The following is a 19,947-nucleotide window of genomic DNA, read 5'->3' on the forward strand; positions in this document are numbered from 1 at the left end:
CTGAGACAATGGACGCTCTAGCAGGCAAGCGCGTCGCAGTCGTCAGCCGGATTTACGTTCCTGAACCGGCCGCGGCCTCGTACCGTTTACGCGCGCTGGTTGCTGAATTGGCGGCCAATGGTGCTGCCGTTGATGTGCTGACATCGAACCCTCCCGCGGGGTTCGATGATGTTGATTCGCCAGCACGGGGTGCGCGAGTGCGACGCATGTGGGTGTTAAGAGACCGGGCAGGGTACGTGCGTGGCTACCTGCAGTATTTGAGCTTTGACCTCCCCGTGTTCTTTCGTTTGCTGTTTATGAGGAAGCCGCACCTTGTCATCGTTGAACCGCCGCCGACTACTGGATGGTTCACCCGAATCGCGTGCGGAATCCGAGGCATTCCCTATCTGTACTACGCGGCAGACATTTGGTCAGACGCCGTGGGAAGCGCAGGCTATCCGCGACACATTGCAGTGATCCTTCGTGGCGTCGAGCGTTGGGCGATGAGCGGGGCTGCAGCGGTCGTTTCTGTTTCGGCTGAATTCACAGAGCGCATCAGAGAACAATTTCCGCGGGCGATGGTGACCACGGTCGGTAATGGCGTAGACACAACGATGTTCAGCCCGGTAGGGGAGAAGATCGCCCTCGGTGTTCCCTATCTTTTGTACGCGGGTACGGCGTCCGAAGTCCATGGTGCGCAGATCTTCCTTGATGCCTTCGAAGAGGTTCTTAAAACACGTCCGGATTCGAAGCTCGTCTTTATTGGTCAAGGGTCAGATTTCGCAACGCTTGCTGAGCGCAGTAAGTCTTTACCCGTGGGGGCTGTGGAACTCCGACCCCGGATGAGCCCTGAAGAAGTCGCATCGTGGATCAGAGGCGCTGTAGTGACCCTCGCGAGCGTGCATCCAGATGGTTACGCTCGCGCTTTTGCCACCAAAATGTATGCCTCAGTGGCGTGCGGTGTGCCGGTAATCTACGCGGGAACTGGCCCTGGTGCCGACTTCGCGGCACGTGAGGGAATTGGGCATGCGGTCGCCTATGAGAAAGAGGCGATCGCAGCAGTAATGCTCTCGGTGCTCAGCGACGAGGAGCCATATGCAAATCGTGCTGCGCGCTCGGAGTGGGCCGCCAACAACATCTCTCTGCGCGCGGTTGCTTCGCGGATCATCGGAGAAGCCCGGCGAATCCTGACTCGATAAGTGCGGCTCCGGGTGAACTCGAAACCGGCACAAGGGGAGGTAGTGTTGTAGGGATTCAGATGAGTCACCTGATTGAAAAGAGAGTTGCGCGCGGATGCCAGACATCGTCAAAACAGTCGCAGTAGTCGGTCAAGGCTATGTTGGTCTACCAGTCGCGATGCGGGCCGTCGAGCAGGGCTATCGCGTTATTGGAATTGACCTTGACGAACGTCGGGTCGAAGGCTTGCGTTCCGGCATATCCTTCGTCGAAGACGTCTCTGACGCTGAGCTAGCCCGAGCGATCGCTTCTGGCAGTTACACGCCGACGACGGACTACGCCGACGTTAACGGGTTCGACTTCGCTGTCATTGCAGTGCCGACTCCGCTGCGCGAAAGTGTGCCGGACTTGAGCTTCATTGAGAGCTCGGGTGTTGCGTTGGCAGAGCGCATGAAGCCCGGAGCGACAGTCATTCTCGAGTCGACAACCTACCCGGGAACCACTGAAGAGCTTCTCGTGCCGATCTTGGAGTCCGGTTCGGGCCTCACCGCTGGCAGCGATTTCTACGTGGGGTACAGCCCTGAACGCATTGACCCGGGAAACCAGCAGTGGGGCTTCGTCACCACTCCCAAGATTGTGTCGGGAATCAACCCCGAGTCACTCGAGAAGGTTCAAGCGTTTTACGATTCGCTCGTCGACACGACTGTTCCTGTCCCCACGCCCAAAGAGGCAGAGCTTGCGAAGCTTTTGGAGAACACTTTCCGGCACGTAAATATCGCGTTGGTCAACGAACTCGCGATCTTTGCCCATCAGCTCGGCGTCAATGTGTGGGAATCGATTGATGCGGCGAACACTAAGCCTTTCGGATTTATGAAGTTCACGCCGGGTCCAGGCGTTGGCGGACACTGCCTCCCCGTTGACCCGAGCTACCTATCGTGGCAGGTCAGAAGGAAGCTTGGTCAGAACTTCCGTTTCGTTGAGTTGGCCAACGACGTCAACGACAACATGCCGCAGTATGTAACGCAGCGTGTCATGCACCTCCTCAACGCGTCGAGCCGTGCGTTGCGAGGCTCCAAAATCTTGCTTGTCGGGATGGCTTACAAGAAGAACTCCGGTGACATTCGGGAGTCGCCGTCGCTACGGCTACTTGAGCTCCTCCACGACGAGGGCGCCGAAGTCTTTGCTGTTGACGATCACGTCGAGGCTCACCGCTGGCCTGCGAACGTCACGAAGGTATCGCTCACGGAAGACACAATCGCCGGGATGGACATCGCGGTCTTGTTGACCGACCACGACACTCTGGAGCTCGAGCTCTTGAATACCGCAGATGTCCCGGTGTTGGACACCCGTAATCGACTCAACGGACCGAAGATCGAGATCCTCTAGTTTTTCTCTATCAGTACGGCGGGCAGGCAGCTAAGCGAGACCAGCTAGGCCTGCTTGCCGTGCGAACTCGGGCACTTTAGCGACGAGTTCGGAGAAGGTCCCCTGGGCGACAACTCTGCCATTCGACATGAAGAGGATCTGGTCTGCATGTTGGATCGTGGACAGTCTGTGCGCGACGGTGATGACGGTTTTCTCGCCGTGGAGGGCTTTGATCGCGTCGGTCACGGCGGCTTCCGTGGCAGTGTCGAGGGCGCTTGTCGCTTCATCGAGAACCAAAACGCGGGGATCTGCGTAGAGCGCGCGAGCAATTCCTAGGCGTTGCCGCTGTCCGCCAGAAAGAGCGAGGCCCCGCTCGCCGATAACGCCATGAATGCCGTCCTCGCGCTTGTCCACGATGTCTAGAAGTTGTGCTTGTGCGAGTGCGGAGCGCACGCGTTCCTCGTCGATGTCATTGCCCCAGGTGAGTGCGACGTTCTGCGCAATGCTGGAATCGAAGAGGGCGACCTCCTGCGGCACATAGCTAACTTGCTGTCGCCACGACTGCGTCAGTTTGGTCAAGTCCAACTGATCGATGGCCAGCCGTCCGCCCGTAGGTTCGATGAGGCCCAAGATCAGGTCGACGACCGTTGATTTTCCGGCTCCTGACGAACCGACCAACGCAACTGTGCTGCCAAAAGGAATGGTAAATGACACGTCACTTATTGCATCGCCCTGATCGGCGGCATACCTAAAGCTCACGTTCTCGAAGCTCAACGCACTCGCTGACTCGGGAATCGTTAAAGTCTCGCGCCCGACGCGGTATTTGACGGAACTTTCAGCGCTCCGAATTTCGGCGAGCACGGCGCTTGCGTGGGGCATGTTAGCTGTGACTTGGGATACGACCGCTTGGAACCTGACAACCGAAGGCGCCATACGGAAGCCAGCGAGTCCGAAAAGGGCTACCGCGGTTATTGCTTCTGTGACTCCGCCTGTGGCATATCCCGCAGTTCCCACGAGCACGAAACCACCCACGATCCCGGATTCGAGTACATAGCGAGGCACCTGGCCGAGGAACTGAATGTTGGAACGCGCGCGCGTCGAATGCACTCGATTGGAGCGGACGACGTCTGCAACTTCGTGTGATTTCCCGCGAAGCGTGACCTCCTTGAGCGCGCCGATCATCTCGGTAATGAGCCGAGAGCTTCGGAGCGTGTATTTAAGGTTGACGCGGCCAGCCTCACGCGCACGTTTCGCGACCCAGAAGTACAGGATCGCTCCTAGGAGACCGAGGTATCCCAGTGCGATGGCAGCGACCAGCGGCTGCACCACGGCAAGCACCACGACGATAGTGAGGAAGCTGAGAGCCTCGCCAAAAAGTGTGGAAAAGGGGAGCAGGAAGCCCGACACTGTCACGCCAACGCTGCCGTCCGTCAGTCGGACCACGTCTGCGGAGTTTCGCTTGAGCCGCTCAACCCACGGGGCGTCGATGTAGCTCGCGAAGAGCCGCGAACCAATGTCGAGTTCGTATTTTGCGAACCGCCGAGTGGCGCCCCATAAAAGCGCGACAGCAAGAATGCCCTTCGCGACGATCATGAGACACACAAGCCCGAGCATGAGCAGAAGGCCCAGCTCGCCGACCTCGCCAATCACAGGAAGCGAAAGGGTGGTTCCCGAAAGAATGGGGGAGATGACGAGAGCGAGCAATCCGAGTGCCAACGCATCCAGAATCGAGAGCAAACCTAAAGTTACCGAATACACAATGAGGTAGCGCCGTGCCCCGGCGGGCAAAATGGAGAGAACCTCGTTGACGAGGGCAATTGCAGACTTCATCTATTTCTCCAGGTCGAGGCCGAATCCTACCGAAGTCTACGTGGTCTTGGATGGGTGCCCCGCGAGCGAGAACAACGACGGAAGCTTTCGGGGATCGGGGCATCCAGCGCCTGCCGCTATCCGCACACCAGTGTCGGAGCGCGTTCCTCGGACCTTTGTATCAACGCGATTGAACGTCGGAAAGTTCGTGCGTATGGGAGACTGAGCATATGGGAAGAACTTGGGTCATTATCCCTATGTATAACGAGGGTGCTGTCATAGGCGAGGTTGTCGCCGAAGTGCGGCGAACCTTTCCGTATGTTGTATGCGTAGACGATGGGTCGAGCGATCGCTCTGCGGAATTCGCACGCGCTGCCGGGGCGGTTGTCGTCGAGCATCCGATCAATCTCGGTCAGGGTGCCTCGTTGCAAACTGGCTTTGATTACGCACTCTCTGACCCGGCCATGACCGAGGTTGTTACGTTTGACGCAGACGGGCAACATCAAGTGGCGGATGCTGCGGGCATGGTGGAGAAGCTCCACGCGAACAATTTGGATGCCGTCATCGGTTCACGATTTCTTGATGACCGCACAAAGGTCAACCGCTCTAAGCGCATCGTGTTGCGCACCGCGGCGTGGTACACGCGGGTGACGACGAATATGGCCCTTACGGATGCCCACAATGGGCTCCGGGTGCTTAGCCGCCCTGTGTTGGAGAATATCCACATCACTCAGAACCGGATGGCCCACGCGTCTGAGCTTGTAGACCTCATTGGTGGCCTCAAAATTCAGTGGTCCGAGTATCCCACCCATATTGTCTACACCGACTACTCAAAAGCCAAAGGCCAGTCCCTTCTCAACTCTGTCAACATTCTTGTTGAACTGATTTTTAGGTGAGCTTATGACCGTTATTTTTCAGACCATCGTCGTTTCGATCGTCATAGTCATCGCGATAGTGATGATGCGCAATGGCGGAGCGCGGCATCAAGCCGTTCGTCGCATCCTCATGATGCTCTTCGTTGTCGCTGCAGCATCGTCGGTATTCTTCCCTCAAATTTGGACGACGATGGCGAGGCTGGTCGGTATCGGCCGCGGTGCTGACCTGTTGCTTTACCTCACGGTTCTTTTCTTCTTGGGGCTTGTGATGAGTACCTACCGGCGTTTTCGCCAGATGGACACTCAGATCACTGAGCTCGCCCGACAGCTGGCATTGAGCCAACAGCCAAAACCCGAAGAACTGGATTCCGGAACTAGTCGCCCCGCTTAGAGTCTCTTGGGGTTCAGAAATGCACTCCTTCTGGGGGTGAGCCATCGCGCATTTAACAGGGTGGACTGCTGCGGATTGTGGGGCGAGTGAATTACTGTTGGTGCAGTACGTGCAAATTTAGGGGGCTCGAATGCGCTACAGGAGCATAAGAACGACGTTTTCCGTCTTTCGCGGATTGGCCGTCGCGGTCTTGGCGTCGCTGCTGTTCACCGTCGGAGCTACGAACGCAGCATCTGCATCAGCCCAAGTTTCCATCGAGTCAGCGAACTCCTCACTGTCGCAGCTAGCTGATCCTTCAGCGGCGCAATCGAGTCTTTTTCAAGCTAATTCTGGAAGCAACTTTGACCCGGGTTACATCATTAGCGACGCCTATTTCTATAAATCGGGCGACATGTCTCAGTCTCAGATTCAGGCATTCCTCGATTCGATGCTGGACTCGTGTGACAATTCGAACTGCCTCACGATTAAGCGCACCACCACTTTCTCGCGCGATGCCGACCGCACGGTGTGCGGCCCCTACACGGGCGCGAGCAACGAGCTCACCTCGGCCATTATTTACAAGGTGCAACAAGCCTGTGGCATTAGTGCCAAAGTTCTGCTCGTAATGTTGCAGAAAGAGCAGGGCCTGCTCACGAACGATGAACCGAGTGATTCGCGCCTGGCTCGTGCCATGGGTTACGGCTGCCCCGACAACGTCGGTGGTGTGTGTGACGCGGAATACTACGGATTGTACAACCAGCTGTACAACGCGGCATGGCAGCTCAAGCGCTACAGCACTCCTACCGCGTGGGGCTACTACCAGCCCGGAGTGAAGTCGATTTTGTATCATCCCAACACCTCGTGTGGTTCGAAGTCAGTCAACATTCAGAACAACGCAACTGCGGCGTTGTACAACTACACTCCGTACGTTCCTAACGCGGCCGCTCTGGCTAATCTTGGCGGCTATGGCGACTCGTGCTCGTCCTATGGAAATCGCAATTTCTGGGATTACTTCACGGCATGGTTCGGCTCGACCACTGGGGCTCCCGTCTACACGGTCGACGACCCAGACATCGCTGCGTACTACGAGACCCGAACCACCGCGTTGGGATCGCCCACCTCGGCAACCAGCACGTACGAAACGGTGAATGGCGATGGCGCTGTTCAGCACTTCGCTAAGGCCCACGTCTATTCCAGTGACGCCGGTGTATTTACGGTTAGCTTCGCGTTCCGAGATGAATCTGTCGCACAGGGTGGCATTAGAGGAATTCTTGGCTGGCCGATCGGTGAACAATCCTGTGTTTCCGGTAGCTGTTCGCAGCAATTCCAAAACGGCGCGCTGTATCAGGCATCGTCAAACACAGCCGTCTACTCGATTTTGGACTCAGCGATCGTCGATTACTACGATGCGAAGCCCACTGCGCTCGGGTGGCCGGCCGCGGATACTGTGTTCTATGACACCGTTAATGGCAGTGGTCTTGTGCAGCGGTTCAACTACGCCCAGGTTTACTCGAGTGATGCGGGGGTATTCGCGCTGAGTAAGGCCTTCCGTGATGCTTCGGTGGCTCAGGGCGGCATCAACGGAGTCATGGGCTGGCCCGCGGCCGAGATGGTCTGCGTTTCGGATAGCTGTTCACAACAGTTCCAACACGGTGCGTTGTACCAAGCCTCATCGAGTTCGGCTGTCTACGCGATCACGGATTCCGCAATCTCGGCGTACTACAGCACACGTATCGCCACTTTGGGTAAACCCACTCTCGATACCCGCTCATACGCGACGGTGAACGGTAAGGGAACTGTCCAGCGATTCGAAAAAGCTCAGGTTTACTCGACTGATGCAGGGGTGTTCTCGCTGAGCAAGGCTTTCCGCGATGGATCGGTTGCTCAGGGCGGCATTAACGGTGTTCTTGGGTGGCCTGTCGCTGAGATGATCTGCGAATCAGGTAGCTGCTCGCAGGAGTTCCAGCACGGGGCCCTTTATCAAGCCTCGTCGAATTCGGCTGTCTATGCGATTACAGATTCGGCGATCGCTGACTACTACGGTGCTCGCATTTCGGAGCTGGGGCTGCCGACGCTCGATACTCGCTTCTATGAGACGGTCAATGGCAGTGGAGCTGTTCAGCGTTTTGAGGATGCTCAGGTGTACTCGAGTTCCGCTGGAGTATTTACGCTCAACTGGGATTTCCGCGGGGGATCGGTGGCTCAGGGCGGCATCAACGGTGCTCTTGGGTGGCCTGTCGCTGAGATGATCTGCGAATCAGGTAGCTGCTCGCAGGAGTTCCAGCACGGGGCCCTTTATCAAGCCTCGTCGAATTCGGCTGTCTATGCGATTACAGATTCGGCGATCGCTGACTACTACGGTGCTCGCATTTCGGAGCTGGGGCTGCCGACGCTCGATACTCGCTTCTATGAGACGGTCAATGGCAGTGGAGCTGTTCAGCGTTTTGAGGATGCTCAGGTGTACTCGAGTTCCGCTGGAGTATTTACGCTCAACTGGGATTTCCGAGCGGAGTCGGTGGCTCAGGGCGGCATCAACGGTGCTCTTGGGTGGCCTGTCGCTGAGATGATTTGTGAATCGGGTACCTGCTCGCAGGCATTCCAACACGGCACGATCTCACTACCCGCGGCGCCGTAATCGATTTTTGCTGAAGCCTCAGTCGGAGAACCCGGCCGCAATAGCTGTCGCGAATATTGTGCGATTTCCGTGACGAAGTATTAAATGACCGGCCGGTTTGTCTGCGCGGAAACCTCGGGGGCGATGCGGCGCTCATCGAGTGAATCGCTCGCCACCGAGCGTCGACGCCCCATTCCGATTGCGATGATCAGGTAGAAAACTGCGAGTGGAAGCAACTGGATCCACATTCGGTTGAGCGAATCTCCCGCGCCCACGCGATATGCAGCCTCGCGCAAGTACGCGAGGAGGAACGCCACGGGAATGAAAGTGACGATCGGGAATCGCACCATCTCGCCCTCGGGCAGTTTCGCGAAGAGAAAAATCGCGACGGCGATCCCGAGCAGAAATAGGGAGTACCCCCACGAGCCAGCTCCGAGCACCGCATTATCCATAGTCGCACGCAGGCTGTCGATCAGTACATCGGGCTGCCTAATCGCGAGGACGGCGAGCGCAATCCAGAGCAGAGTCTGGGCGGAGACGAGGACGATGCTGCGCTTGCGGGTGAGGAGCTTCAACCGTAAAAGTGGAACTCCGCCAAGCGCTGCGATGCCTAAAGCGAGGAGCCCGAAAACAGACACCGGCACTCGCGAGTCTCCGGTCACGTACATTGTCGCTACGAATGATTGCCAAGCAATCGTCGAGAGCCCGAATAAGCCCAACAGTAGCGAGCGTTCACGCACGGAGAACTCTTGATTCAGAAGCACCGGGAGAAGGGCGAGCGCAACCGCTATCGGCGCTTCAGCACGAATCACCGATAGTGCGACTATTGAAAGCGCCATGAGCGTAATGAGAGCAGTGCGGTTTACCTCATTCTTCGTCGCGATGAGCCATCCGCAGCCGACTAGGACCACTATTAGCATCCCGAACAAGAGATGTCCGTTGACATAGAACGCGTTGAACACGTAGCGGTTCACCGTCACGAGCGCCAACAAGCACGACACGATGACGGCCGCGGCGATGCGGTGATCGATTCGCGGTGCGAGCGCCACCCAGGCCAACCACGCGATAACCGCAATAGTGAGGCCAGCGATCAACGGCGTGATGGCGGGGAAGTAGTGTTCGCCGCCGAGGTTCGCAGCGGCATGCAACAGGGGAACCCCAATAAGTCTCTTGGGGAGTAGGTCAATGGAGGCGGCATCCAGATGATTGTTTGCAATGAGCGATGCATTCACCAGATACTCAAAGCTGTCTTTTGACCACGCGACGAGTCTGGCCTGACGAAAGAGAGCGACTGCCGCAACGAGGCCGAGAACTGCTGCCACGCTTGGGATGATCCGCAGGCCAACATCCGCGCCGCGAAGCGCTTGCCACGCCAACGCTGCGAGGGGAACCCCAGCGGTAAGCGAGATCGTCACTATGGGGCTTGTCGTAATGGGAGTAAACACTTGCAGCATTCCGACAATGAGATACAGCGAGATTCCGGCCACTGACCCCACAACGGGCAGTGCCCAACCGCGGATTCCAGTGATGCGCATGAGAGCGCTGCCCCCCACCACCATGGAGAGTACTGTCGCAACCTCGATAATCATCCGAGATCCTCCATAGATGGCAGTGTGCAGGTTTCAGTCGCCGAGAGGAGCGGCGTGAACGCTTCCTGCTCGAAGGCCACCACAAATACGCGAGGCGCGTCGGGATCTCTAGGCTCATCGCACTCCCGGGTAATGATTTGCCACGGGATGTTGTAGGTATCTCCAAAGCTTCCGTTGCCGTTTGCCGCGACAAGAGTGCTTTCGACTGTTTCGTCGGCGGACGGGTTCGAATTGCTCAGCTCTGCAGCTTCCACGAGGGAGGCCTCTCCGAGGCTCAAGGCATAGGTGCGGATCTCTGGAAGTGTGAAACCGTTCGACTCCTCCAGTAAGAGATGAGCCCCCGGTGCGATTTCTGACAGCTCGAGATAGAACTGGTATTCCCGCGCAATTTCTCCAGTACCCACCCCGAGCTGCATGATGTCGGAGGTGGACTTCCGGTCGAGGGCACGGTAGCGCCCTGACGTATCACTGTCGATCGCGGAAAACTGGATAATGTTCACCACAGCGATGATCAGAACGATGCTGATGAGCGCCAAGCGCGACTTGTGAACCACTCGAACAGTGTAGACGCAACGGTGTCGGTGAGAAGGGCGAGCGACGGGCGGATGCGTTTACCTCTTGAGGGCGGCGCTGAGACGTCATCGACAACCCCGCCCGTATACTGGCCTCGGAAACCACTCGGCTGCCGTACATGCAGCCACGGCCCGTAACGAAGAGAGCACATGAGTTCGCGTCCCAGCCTTTTGATCATCTCGTTTTCCACGCTAATTTCAGATCCGCGGGTGACTAAGCAGATCGAAATCTTCAAGGACCGCTACGATCTCTACACCTGCGGCATGGGTCCGGCACCAGAAGGTGTCGTCGAGCACTTCGAAATTCCGTTCGGAATTCGTGCCTGGGTTAACGATCGATTCGCCATGATCACACGAAGTTACAAGCGAGCGTACTGGAATCTGCCTGCCGTGCGGCTCGTTAGCGAAATCCTGCCCGTTGGTAAGTTCGACGCTGTCTTTGCCAATGACATTGAGGCAGTCCCAGTCGCCCTCTCGCTCGGAGCGAAGAAGGGCGTGCACGCCGATCTCCACGAGTATTTCCCTGAACTCAAGACCAACAACTGGCAATGGCGAATCTTTGTGGCCCCGTACATGATGTGGCTGTGCAAGACCTACGTGCCCCAGACCACCTCTCGAACGGCGGCGTCGTCAGGTTTTGCGCGCCGCTACCAAGAGGATCTCGGAATCGACTTCGGCACGGTAACCAATGCCGCTCCCTTTGCTGACCTGCAGCCCACCCCGGTTGGAGACGTCATCCGCATCATCTGCACGACTGCCGGTGCTCGTGCACGCCGCATTGAGCTCATCGTCGAAGCGATGCGTGACGCGCCGCCGCATATCGAGTTGGACCTGATTGTCATGCCCAATGAGCCTGACTACGTTGCGAGCTTGAAAAAACTTGGCGCAGACATTCCGCAGTTGAAATTCCGTGAACCGGTCGCGTACACCGAGCTCGTCAACACCGTGGCCGAGTACGACGTTGCGCTGTCCTTCATTCCTCCCACGAATGCTAGCAAGGCCCTCGCTCTTCCCAATAAGTTCTTTGAGGCGATTCAAGCTCGCGTGGGTGTCATCATCGGCCCCGGCCCCGAAATGACACCTCTTATCGAGCGCTACGGCGTAGGCGAAAGCACTGATGACTATTCAGTGGAGTCGCTGCGGAAGACGCTTCATGGGCTCGACAAGCAGCGAGTTGAAGCATGGAAACAAGCGGCGCACCGCGCGGCTCCTGCACTGTCCTCAGAAGAACAAGTGAAAATCTGGTTCGACGCCGTTCACGACATTCTGGGCTGAACGCGCGTCAGTGGAGCACTGTTGCGATCATGTAGCGCAACGGTGCGTCGGGCGCGAAGAAGCTCCGCAAGTCGTGAGTCAGCACCGTCGCAGGGCGTCCGAAAGCTCTTCTTTTTGCCATGAGAGTTGATAGTTCGGGAGCATCGGACGACGTGCTAACGATGGACCGACAAAGGTTAATATCGGCAATGGATAGCGACTTTTCGTATCCCGGGGCCGCGTTCTGGACTAGGCGGATAAATTCTGCTGCAGCTTCCTTCGACTCTGCAGACCACCAGCGAGTATCGAGCCGTCGTTCGACGCCGCCGAAGAGTTGCAGGCGAACGAACTTAACTGCAATTGCGCGACGTGAAGGTACAGGAAGCGCTGCAAACCACGGCGAGGCTAGGAGGTCGCGGGTAGCTTTAAGCTCGCCGGCGAGTGGTTGCATTTGTGTGGTGACGCGTGTTTCGGCGTCGCCTCCCACGATGTAGCCGGGGCCTCCTCGGGCGAAACGTACCGCGTTGCTTCCAAACCAGAGCATGAGCGCAAAAATTTGATCCGACCCGTTTCGCACGCCGCTTCCAAACTGGATGCCTAGCCGTTCGATAGCCGCTCGGCGAATGAGGCCAAGCGGTGCCGTGCGATAGCTCACGCGATCACGAACAGGATGGAGATTGCCGTTCCGGAATCGTCGAACGGGAGGTGTGCGAATGGCCTTTCCCGTGTCGTGGCGTTCTGGGGGGATCACGGCGTCAAGAACATGTTTGTCTGCCAGGGCTACCCAAGACGCTAGCGCGTGGGGGTCCAGCGTGTCATCCGAGTCAACGAACGAGATGTATCGGGCTGTGGATTGCGATAGTGCAAGCGCTCGAGGGCCGGCGGGGCTGGGGAGGTTGTCGTGGCACTCAATCAGGCGCACAATCTCGCGCAATTCTGGAGTTAGATTGGCGGCAATATCAGCTGCGGAGATGTTGTGGCACACAACCGTGATCTGAAGTTCCGTCCGGGGTGAAAGTCCCGATGCCAGCAGTGATTCGAGAGTGCGCTCAAGCGGCCGTTTCGAATCGTGGATGGGAATAATGACATCGACGATCGGGGCAGAATTCACTTCGTCACTTTAGCAGCAGGCTCGCGTGACTCTAAGAAGCACGTGCTGCGGGACTGGTCCGAATGACCCGGCTACTATGTGGAAGGTTGAGTACTGACAGGGAGGGGAGGTCGGCCGAATGAGAGTTGCACTGACTACAAACGTCTTAGCCGTCCCGCCGACGTACTTTGTCGTCAGCCATGCTCAGCTGCTTGCTGATCACCATCACTTCGAATCGTTTTCATTGCTGGCGGATGTGCGTGACCCGTCCGTCACTCTGCCCGTTCACGATTTTGCCCCGTTTGCGCAGCTGGATCCTGCACGACGCCTATACCTCGCACCGTTCGCAGGGTTTGCGATGGCGAAAGGGCTCATTCAGTACCGGCCTGACCTCATCCATCAGCATTTTGCTACGTGGTCTGGGCCCGCAATCCGTGCAGCGGGCACGCTTGATGTGCCATTGCTCACGACGCTCCACGGGTACGACGTGAGGGCCTTAGCTGGTCCGACGCGGGGTGCGATGAATGTGTGGCATCGCAGAAATGTGCGCGCGATTCAGAAGGTGAGTGATCGCGTGCTGAGCGTGAGCAAGTACCTCGCGGATGAAGCCATCGCGGTCGGCTTCGCTCCTGAACGCCTTGAAGTTCACTACCAGGGCATCGATACCGCGTTTTTCACGCCCGCTAGCGACGCCGCTCCCGTGATCGAGGCGCCGCTGATTAGCTTTGTAGGGGCACTGAATTCGCACAAAGGTCCGCTCGATCTCGTCAGGGCGTCGATATCCCTCGTCGCTACGCATGATCACCGATTGCGCGTGATCGGGGCAGGGCCGCAGGAAGGCATCCTGCGAGATTTAGCCGACCAGCATCCGCACATAGAACTTCTAGGGCGAGTGCCCAAGGCTGTGGTTCGTGACACTCTGCGGGCTTCTCGGGCAATGGTGCTGCCGTCGCAAGAATCTCAGGGGGGACGCGAAGCCGCCGGCCTTGTACTTTTAGAAGCGCAAGCGTGCGGCACGCCCGTCATCGCCTACAACAGCGGCGGAATCTCCGAGATGATGGATGCAGGAACGACGGGAATCCTAGTGCCGGAACGCGACGTTGAGGGACTCGCCATCGCGATACGCGAAATGCTGCAGATGAGCAACGGTGAGCGCGCTCGACTGGGGGCGGCTGCGCGGGACTTCGTCGTAAAAGAACGCAGCCTGACCAATAGTGCGGCCGAGCTCGAGCAGCACTATTCAGAGGTGCTGCGATCCCGATTGTGACGTGACAACGCTGTCATGCAGTCTCCGCGGGTCAAAGCACACGACTGCGATAGCGAAGCGCTCTCCTAGACTGTCACTATGAGAGTTTTGGTCACCGGCGGTGCAGGCTACATTGGGGCACACACGTCCCGACTTCTGGCGCAGCGGGGTGACTTTGTGATCGTGATCGACGATCTCGTTACCGGTAACCGAGAGCGAATCCGTGGGCTTCCCGTGATTCAGTTCGACATCGCCAACGGTTCTGCGTCGCAGCTCGCGGAACTCATGCGTGAGCACCGTATCGAAGCCGTTATTCATTTCGCTGGGCAAAAGCAGGTTGCTGAATCTGTGGCGAAACCGGCGTGGTATTACGAACAGAATGTCGGAAGCGTTGCGCAACTGCTATTGGCGATGGAGTCTGCCGGCGTCGCGAAACTCGTGTTCTCTTCGTCTGCGGCCGTCTATGGAGATGCATCGGGGGCAATAAGCGAAAGCGCTCCCACGACGCCCATTAACCCGTATGGGGCCACGAAACTTGTCGGTGAGCAAATGATTACCGCTTCGTCACAGGCGTGGCCCCTGCGGGCTGCAAGCCTGCGGTATTTCAACGTCGGCGGGGCAGGGGCGCCGGAGTTGGGCGACACCCAAGCTCTCAACCTCATTCCGATCTGTTTTGAGCAGATAGCTGCGGGAAAGCCGCCGCTTATATTCGGCGATGATTACGACACTGCGGACGGCACGTGCGTCCGAGATTACGTGCATGTGAGTGATGTGGCAGATGCACACCTCGCGGTGCTTGACGCGCTGCCGCAGGCCCCCGGGAATACTGTGCTCAATATCGGTACCGGAGTTGGCACATCCGTGCGCGAAATGGTCGACTCGATTCTCGCTGTGAGCGGCAGCGATTTGCCTGTCGAGGTTCTTGATCGTCGTGCCGGCGACCCCGCCGCAGTTGTTGGAATTGTCGACGGCATTCACCAGCTCACTGGATGGCGCGCACGCTACGGGGTAGCTGACATTGTGGAATCAGCGTGGCTGTCACGACAGTTCTTTTCCGCGCAGTCTCACGAGGAAAGCTAAGCCGCTCGGCCCGCATGCAGTGAATCTGTCTTCCTCGAAAGCGGCATGCAGAATCCAAAGTGCGCTAATGACTACAATCTAGGTGCGGGCTCGGCCCCTATCGGCGACGAAGTAACGTGGCGTGTGGGCTGTCGTTTCGCGCGACCTGAGGCACGGCCTCATTCCCACGAGGGCCGCTGTCTTGAGTCCCCACGTGTTAACCGGAGGCGAATGTGGCACGAACGGATTCAGTCAAGCTGGCGACGCCTCCGTTTGTGCGAGCGGGGTTCCGAGCGGATATTCACGGTTTGCGCGCTCTCGCGGTGCTTGTGGTTCTGGTCTATCACGCAGGTTTACCGCTCTCAGGCGGGTTCGTCGGAGTCGACGTCTTCTTCGTCATTTCCGGATTTTTGATTACGAATCATTTATTGAGCGAGCTCGCTAGGTCGTCGAGTGTGCGCTTTGCTGACTTTTACCTGCGTCGAGCCCGGAGAATCCTTCCGGCCTCGCTAACGGTCGCAGCGGCAACCGTTGTTCTAGCTTTCATCATCCTCCCTTCGGAACTCGTCAAGTCCGCCGCAAAAGACGCAGTTGCAACGGTCTTCTATGTGCCGAACTTTCTGTTTGCAATCCGGGGGACCGATTACTTGGCCGAGACTGCGGCGTCGCCTTTTCAGCATTACTGGTCGCTCGGCGTCGAGGAACAGTTTTATTTGCTGTGGCCCCTTGTCTTGCTCGGTTTATGGAAGCTCGCCAAGTCAGCCTCGGCGAGAGTCGCGCTTGTGGCCGTCATCGTTGTCGCATCATTGTTGACCAGCGCCTTTTTAGTCGAAACGAGTGGCCCCTGGGCGTATTTTTCACCGGCATCGCGCGCCTGGGAACTGGGGGCGGGTGCGCTAGTCGCGCTCGCGTTCAGTCGCATCACGGTTCTTCCCCGCGCTATCGCTGCAGTCATCGCGTGGCTCGGCGTTGTAGCGATCGTTCTTGCCGCGATTCTCTACGGGGATACGACGCCGTTTCCGGGCTTCGCCGCGTTATTGCCTGTGCTCGGCGCCGCTGGAGTGATCGCTTTCGGTGGTAAGGCTGGCAATGCCGGACCGCTTCGGCTTTTGCGGTTGAAACCGTTCCAGTTCCTCGGAACCATCTCGTATTCGCTTTATCTGGTGCACTGGCCACTCATCGTTTTTGTCGATTACTTAGGCTGGGTGCCTTCCGAGGCGAACGCCTTGGGTAAAGTGTTTGTTGCTTTCGTGTCCGTCCCGATCGCGTGGCTGATTTATCGCTTTGTAGAACAGCCATTTATTCGCTCGGACTCGCGACGAGCGCGAACACCGCAGCGCACGGTTGTGTGGGGTATCGCGGCGTCAACCACCGTTGCGGTCATGGCGCTTTCTGTTTTCGTGCTCGTCGATTCACGGCCAACGGATGCCGGTCGTGAAGCAGCCGCGATAGTGGAACCTAGCGTGTATCCAAGTTTCACTAACTACGTGCCGTCAAACCTCCAACCCTCGCTGGCTAACGCGAGTGAGAGCATTCCGGTGCTCTATGTGGACGGCTGTCACCTCAGGTCAGCGGAGCAGACTGAGAATCCTGAATGCAAGTTCGGAGATTCATCAGCGACCCGCACAATTGCGCTCTTTGGCGACTCTCATGCTGCCCAGTGGTTTCCAGCACTAGAGCAAGAGGCGAGCCAGCAGTCATTCGCTTTATTTTCCTTCACCAAGTCGTCGTGCCCCTCCGTTGCGGTGAAAGTGACACGCTACAACGTGCGAGATGACGCATGCGAGCAGTGGCGCACGAACATGATCGACAGGCTCAATGAAATCACGCCAGAACTTGTCGTGATCTCAAACCTCTCTAACTACACTGCGTTGGACGGCAACCCGGTAACTACCGCCGCGTGGAAAGAGGGTTATTCAGAGCTACGTGCCGCGCTGGATCCATCGATCGAACTCGCGGTGATTGCGGACACGCCCCATTTTGACGAAACGCCGACGCTGTGTCTCGAGGTCAATCTCGAGAGTGCAGAGGAATGTGCCTCCCCCCGGACTCAGGCAATTTACGGATCCTTTGCCACGGCAGACTCGGAGGCGAGCGCCGCATTGGGCGCTAGATTCGTCGACCTGACGGACTACTTCTGCGATGCTGACTCGTGTGGAGTCATTATCGGTTCGACTCTCGTCTACCGCGATTCACACCACGTCACCGTCGAATACTCGACCACGCTGTCAGCAGCATTGTGGGAGGCGCTTTCCCTGTCGTAATTGCGCAACGAGAGCGCCAGCGCACAAGCGCTCGCGCAGCGTTCCTAACTCAGTGCTTGCGGCTTCGTGTCGAGGGCGTTTCGCCAGCTGAGCTCGCGAGCGGCCTTGACGCAGCACACGACGAAGGTGAGCCAGCCGAACTCGATCAGTAGCGAGCTCTCGGCGAAAGCACTGACGATGAGCGCGAGCAGCACCAGGGCGGGCCACGCGAACACGATGCTGCGACGGCGTGAAGCGAGCAGCCACGAGCGCATGAAAGCCAAGCCCAGGAGACCGACGAAGATCAGGAAGCCGACGAGGCCGAGTTGGAACCAGACGTCGAGGTAGGCGTTGTGCGCTGAGTCGGGAACGCGACCGCCGAAGTTTCCGAAGGCGGTGAACGGTGCCACTTCGTCGTTCCACGGACCGATCCAGCCCCAGCCTTCGAGACGGTGAACCTCCCCGAGATCCCACAGTTGCCGCCAGACGCGGAGTCGATAGGTGAGATCGCCACTCGCGTCGAACCACGCGACAATCGCGACGCGCGACAGCCAGCTGATCACGGCAACTGTTGCCACAAATCCGATGAGAACGAACTGCCAATAGCGTCGGCGCCCCGATGGCACCCGACGGAGGGCATAGAGAGCCGCACTGGCGGCGAGGATCACGAGCGCGGTGCCGAAGGCCAAGGGGGACTGCGAGAGCACCAGCACGAGGCTGCCGAGCACGATCGAACCGATCGAGAGGCCGCGCTCGACTGATCGGGTGCGCAGTTCAGTGGCGAAGGTAATGAGCGCGATAACAGCGATGATGCCGAGCTGGTTTCGTGCGCCGAAGATTCCTTGAATGGGATCGGTCGTTCCCAAATTGCCGGCGATGGAGAGCGCTTTGAGCGACGTGTCGAAAACCAGCCCGGTCAAGATCTCAAGACCGATCGAAATCACGAGCACGAACCTCATGACGTCGCCGAAGGCTCGAACGATTTGGATGGTGTCGCGAACGAGCGCGATATAGATTCCGAGAACCGTGAACACTAGGAGGTAGTTCACGGCGGCGAAGGACTCGAGGGTGTACTGGCTCCACACCACGGAGAGCCACGTCCATAGCGTGAACGCCATCAGCGAGATCGGCACGAGGGCGCGCCAGCCAATGTTGGCCCACTGCGCGGCGAGGGAGCCCGCGACGAGAACGACAAGACTCAACAGAATCGCCAGCAATCCCGCCTCGCCGATGATCTGGCGAAGGGCAAACGAGCACAGCGCTACCGCAACGGTGGCGGTCGCGAGAACGGAAGAGAAACGCGGAGAGCCGAGAATGGCAGCGCCAATGTCGATCGCCACGCGGTAGCGCGGGGGTGGCTGGATCATGATGAGCGCACCATCCAATCAGGCCGTTTGGTTTTCACCGCGATAATAACGAGCAGTGCAAGACCATACTCGCCCAAAAGTCGGCTTTCGGGGATGCTCTGCACCACCAGTGCCACCATCAGTGCGATGGGCAGCAGCGAGAGCGCCGAATAGGGTTCACGCTCGCGAGAGTGAGTCTGGGGCTGGTCGGTGGCGGCAAACCAGGCACGAAGCAGGGTTGAGAGTACGAACGCGGCGAAGACAAAGACCCCGACGAGGCCGAGCTGTAGCCAGACGTCGAGCCACGCGTCGTGGGCCTGCACTTGCACAACACCGTTGCGGATGACGCGATCTTTGAACGGTTCGACCCACGGCATCCAGAAACTAATCCAGCCCCAGCCAAAGACCGGACGCTGCTCGGCGAGCCCGATAACGATCTGCCAGATCTCGGCACGCCCCGTGAGGTCGCCGCTTTTTCCGAGCAGGCCGAAGATGGTGTCGCGCAGTACGAAAGCGGTACCGCCAGCGACAGCAGCGGCGGCAACCACTCCGATAGCCGTGACTCGGCGAGCCCGTTCGGTGCGACGGCTCCGGACGAGAAGCAGACCGACGATCGTGACAGCCACGGCGACCAGAGCTACGGTAACCGTCGCGGAGCGCGTGAAGAACAGGGTGAGGGCGGCCAGCGTGATCCAGATAATGGACCAGCGTTTTCCCGCTGCGCCGGTAGCCCACTGAATCGAAAACGCGATGAGCCCCAGCAGTGCCAGAAAGCCCAAGTGATTGGCGTTGCCGACAATGCCTTGGATGCGGCCGTCATCGAAGGTCTCGAAGAGCTCGTTGCGCGACCAGTAGAGCATCTTGGGCACCGTGTCGTAGCCGGGAACCGCCACGGCCGGTTGCGCGGTCCACGGCAGGATCGGGCCGCGCACAATCGTCGCAACGACCAGTTCGAACACGAGCGACGCGGCGATCAGGATGCGGACCACTCGCGCCAGCCCGTTGAGCAACTCAGCCCAACTGAAGCTGATCGCCAGCGTCAACGCACCAAGCACGGTCATCCATGTGGTGACTAGCCCGAGCGCGCTCGCTGCTGGATACTGCGACCACGCGAGAGACACGGTCGCGAGCACCATGAACACGACGAAGGGATACGGAAGCCCGCCGATACTCCAGCGGTGTCGAGACTGAATCAGAATCAACACGGAGGCCGCGACGATAGCCGCGGCAACGACGCCCCACACCACCCAACCTACGGAGTAGCGCCACGCATCCCCGCCAAAAAGTACGAGAAGCGACAGAACGAGAAACCAGGTACGCGCCCGGGGGTGCTCAATCAGTCGCATTACGCAAGGTTAGA

The 19,947-nt window shown here is 58.3% G+C and carries 15 protein-coding genes; 9 read left to right on the forward strand and 6 right to left on the reverse strand.

Annotated elements, in window-relative coordinates; genetic code table 11:
- The first annotated feature begins 8 nt into the window (after positions 1-8).
- Together CLV85_RS04855 and CLV85_RS04860 are read left to right on the forward strand one after the other, a co-directional pair.
- On the forward strand, positions 9-1,178 hold the full coding sequence (locus tag CLV85_RS04855) for a glycosyltransferase family 4 protein (protein WP_100388449.1): 1,170 nt from the start codon (positions 9-11) through the stop codon (positions 1,176-1,178).
- Positions 1,179-1,272: 94 nt separating this feature from the next.
- Positions 1,273-2,541, forward strand: coding sequence for a nucleotide sugar dehydrogenase (locus CLV85_RS04860; protein WP_100388450.1), 1,269 nt, complete (start codon positions 1,273-1,275; stop codon positions 2,539-2,541).
- Positions 2,542-2,571: 30 nt separating this feature from the next.
- Here CLV85_RS04860 and CLV85_RS04865 read toward each other — a convergent pair whose 3' ends face one another.
- Positions 2,572-4,350, reverse strand: a complete 1,779-nt coding sequence (locus CLV85_RS04865) for an ABC transporter ATP-binding protein (protein WP_100388451.1) — start codon at positions 4,348-4,350, stop codon at positions 2,572-2,574.
- 209 nt (positions 4,351-4,559) lie between these two features.
- Between CLV85_RS04865 and CLV85_RS04870 the strand changes: the two genes are divergently transcribed.
- The 3 genes from CLV85_RS04870 (at position 4,560) to CLV85_RS04880 (ending at position 8,209) form a co-directional block, all read left to right on the forward strand.
- Positions 4,560-5,225 (forward strand): glycosyltransferase family 2 protein, encoded by a 666-nt coding sequence (locus CLV85_RS04870; protein ID WP_189621833.1) that lies wholly within the window; start codon positions 4,560-4,562, stop codon positions 5,223-5,225.
- 4 nt (positions 5,226-5,229) lie between these two features.
- Positions 5,230-5,595: a DUF2304 domain-containing protein gene (locus CLV85_RS04875; protein ID WP_100388453.1), complete on the forward strand. Its 366-nt coding sequence runs from the start codon at positions 5,230-5,232 to the stop codon at positions 5,593-5,595.
- 391 nt (positions 5,596-5,986) lie between these two features.
- Entirely contained in the window at positions 5,987-8,209 is a 2,223-nt protein-coding gene (locus CLV85_RS04880) for an LGFP repeat-containing protein (protein ID WP_157847476.1), read from the forward strand.
- An 80-nt stretch (positions 8,210-8,289) separates the two neighbouring features.
- Here CLV85_RS04880 and CLV85_RS04885 read toward each other — a convergent pair whose 3' ends face one another.
- On the reverse strand, positions 8,290-9,777 hold the full coding sequence (locus CLV85_RS04885; RefSeq protein WP_100388455.1) for a hypothetical protein: 1,488 nt from the start codon (positions 9,775-9,777) through the stop codon (positions 8,290-8,292).
- A complete protein-coding gene (locus CLV85_RS04890; RefSeq protein WP_147433347.1) occupies positions 9,774-10,313 on the reverse strand; it encodes a hypothetical protein in 540 nt (179 codons plus the stop codon). The genes CLV85_RS04885 and CLV85_RS04890 overlap by 4 nt, the downstream gene beginning before the upstream one ends.
- A 246-nt stretch (positions 10,314-10,559) precedes the next feature.
- Here CLV85_RS04890 and CLV85_RS04895 point away from each other — a divergent pair, with 246 nt between their 5' ends.
- The gene (locus CLV85_RS04895) at positions 10,560-11,624 is read left to right on the forward strand and encodes a glycosyltransferase family protein (protein WP_229820314.1); all 1,065 of its coding nucleotides are present in this window, start codon (positions 10,560-10,562) and stop codon (positions 11,622-11,624) included.
- Between the two features lie 7 nt (positions 11,625-11,631).
- Here the strand turns inward: CLV85_RS04895 and CLV85_RS04900 are convergent, their stop codons facing one another.
- Positions 11,632-12,714, reverse strand: coding sequence for a glycosyltransferase family A protein (locus CLV85_RS04900; RefSeq protein ID WP_100388458.1), 1,083 nt, complete (start codon positions 12,712-12,714; stop codon positions 11,632-11,634).
- A gap of 118 nt (positions 12,715-12,832) precedes the next feature.
- Here CLV85_RS04900 and CLV85_RS04905 point away from each other — a divergent pair, with 118 nt between their 5' ends.
- From CLV85_RS04905 to CLV85_RS04915, 3 genes are all read left to right on the forward strand, one after another.
- A complete protein-coding gene (locus tag CLV85_RS04905; RefSeq protein ID WP_100388459.1) occupies positions 12,833-13,960 on the forward strand; it encodes a glycosyltransferase in 1,128 nt (375 codons plus the stop codon).
- A 78-nt stretch (positions 13,961-14,038) separates the two neighbouring features.
- Complete coding sequence (galE, locus tag CLV85_RS04910; protein ID WP_100388460.1) at positions 14,039-15,019, forward strand: UDP-glucose 4-epimerase GalE; 981 nt, start codon at positions 14,039-14,041, stop codon at positions 15,017-15,019.
- 212 nt (positions 15,020-15,231) lie between these two features.
- Positions 15,232-17,262 (forward strand): acyltransferase family protein, encoded by a 2,031-nt coding sequence (locus CLV85_RS04915; RefSeq protein WP_100388461.1) that lies wholly within the window; start codon positions 15,232-15,234, stop codon positions 17,260-17,262.
- Positions 17,263-17,306: 44 nt separating this feature from the next.
- On the opposite strand, the gene CLV85_RS04920 is transcribed toward CLV85_RS04915, so the two are convergent.
- Both CLV85_RS04920 and CLV85_RS04925 read right to left on the reverse strand, forming a co-directional pair.
- Positions 17,307-18,608, reverse strand: coding sequence for an O-antigen ligase family protein (locus tag CLV85_RS04920; protein ID WP_100388462.1), 1,302 nt, complete (start codon positions 18,606-18,608; stop codon positions 17,307-17,309).
- The gene (locus CLV85_RS04925; protein WP_100388463.1) at positions 18,605-19,933 is read right to left on the reverse strand and encodes an O-antigen ligase family protein; all 1,329 of its coding nucleotides are present in this window, start codon (positions 19,931-19,933) and stop codon (positions 18,605-18,607) included. The genes CLV85_RS04920 and CLV85_RS04925 overlap by 4 nt, the downstream gene beginning before the upstream one ends.
- Positions 19,934-19,947: the final 14 nt, after the last annotated feature.

The sequence above is a fragment of the Salinibacterium amurskyense genome (assembly GCF_002797685.1).
GTDB classification, from domain to species: Bacteria; Actinomycetota; Actinomycetes; order Actinomycetales; family Microbacteriaceae; genus Rhodoglobus; species Rhodoglobus amurskyensis.

Excerpts from the sequence above, each read along its gene's own strand:
- CLV85_RS04855 (WP_100388449.1), top strand. The coding sequence starts at position 9 with ATGGACGCTCTAGCAGGCAAGCGCGTCGCAGTCGTCAGCCGGATTTAC.
- CLV85_RS04860 (WP_100388450.1), top strand. The coding sequence starts at position 1,273 with ATGCCAGACATCGTCAAAACAGTCGCAGTAGTCGGTCAAGGCTATGTT.
- CLV85_RS04865 (WP_100388451.1), bottom strand. The coding sequence starts at position 4,350 with ATGAAGTCTGCAATTGCCCTCGTCAACGAGGTTCTCTCCATTTTGCCC.
- CLV85_RS04870 (WP_189621833.1), top strand. The coding sequence starts at position 4,560 with ATGGGAAGAACTTGGGTCATTATCCCTATGTATAACGAGGGTGCTGTC.
- CLV85_RS04875 (WP_100388453.1), top strand. The coding sequence starts at position 5,230 with ATGACCGTTATTTTTCAGACCATCGTCGTTTCGATCGTCATAGTCATC.
- CLV85_RS04880 (WP_157847476.1), top strand. The coding sequence starts at position 5,987 with ATGTCTCAGTCTCAGATTCAGGCATTCCTCGATTCGATGCTGGACTCG.
- CLV85_RS04885 (WP_100388455.1), bottom strand. The coding sequence starts at position 9,777 with ATGATTATCGAGGTTGCGACAGTACTCTCCATGGTGGTGGGGGGCAGC.
- CLV85_RS04905 (WP_100388459.1), top strand. The coding sequence starts at position 12,833 with ATGAGAGTTGCACTGACTACAAACGTCTTAGCCGTCCCGCCGACGTAC.
- galE (WP_100388460.1), top strand. The coding sequence starts at position 14,039 with ATGAGAGTTTTGGTCACCGGCGGTGCAGGCTACATTGGGGCACACACG.
- CLV85_RS04920 (WP_100388462.1), bottom strand. The coding sequence starts at position 18,608 with ATGATCCAGCCACCCCCGCGCTACCGCGTGGCGATCGACATTGGCGCT.
- CLV85_RS04925 (WP_100388463.1), bottom strand. The coding sequence starts at position 19,933 with ATGCGACTGATTGAGCACCCCCGGGCGCGTACCTGGTTTCTCGTTCTG.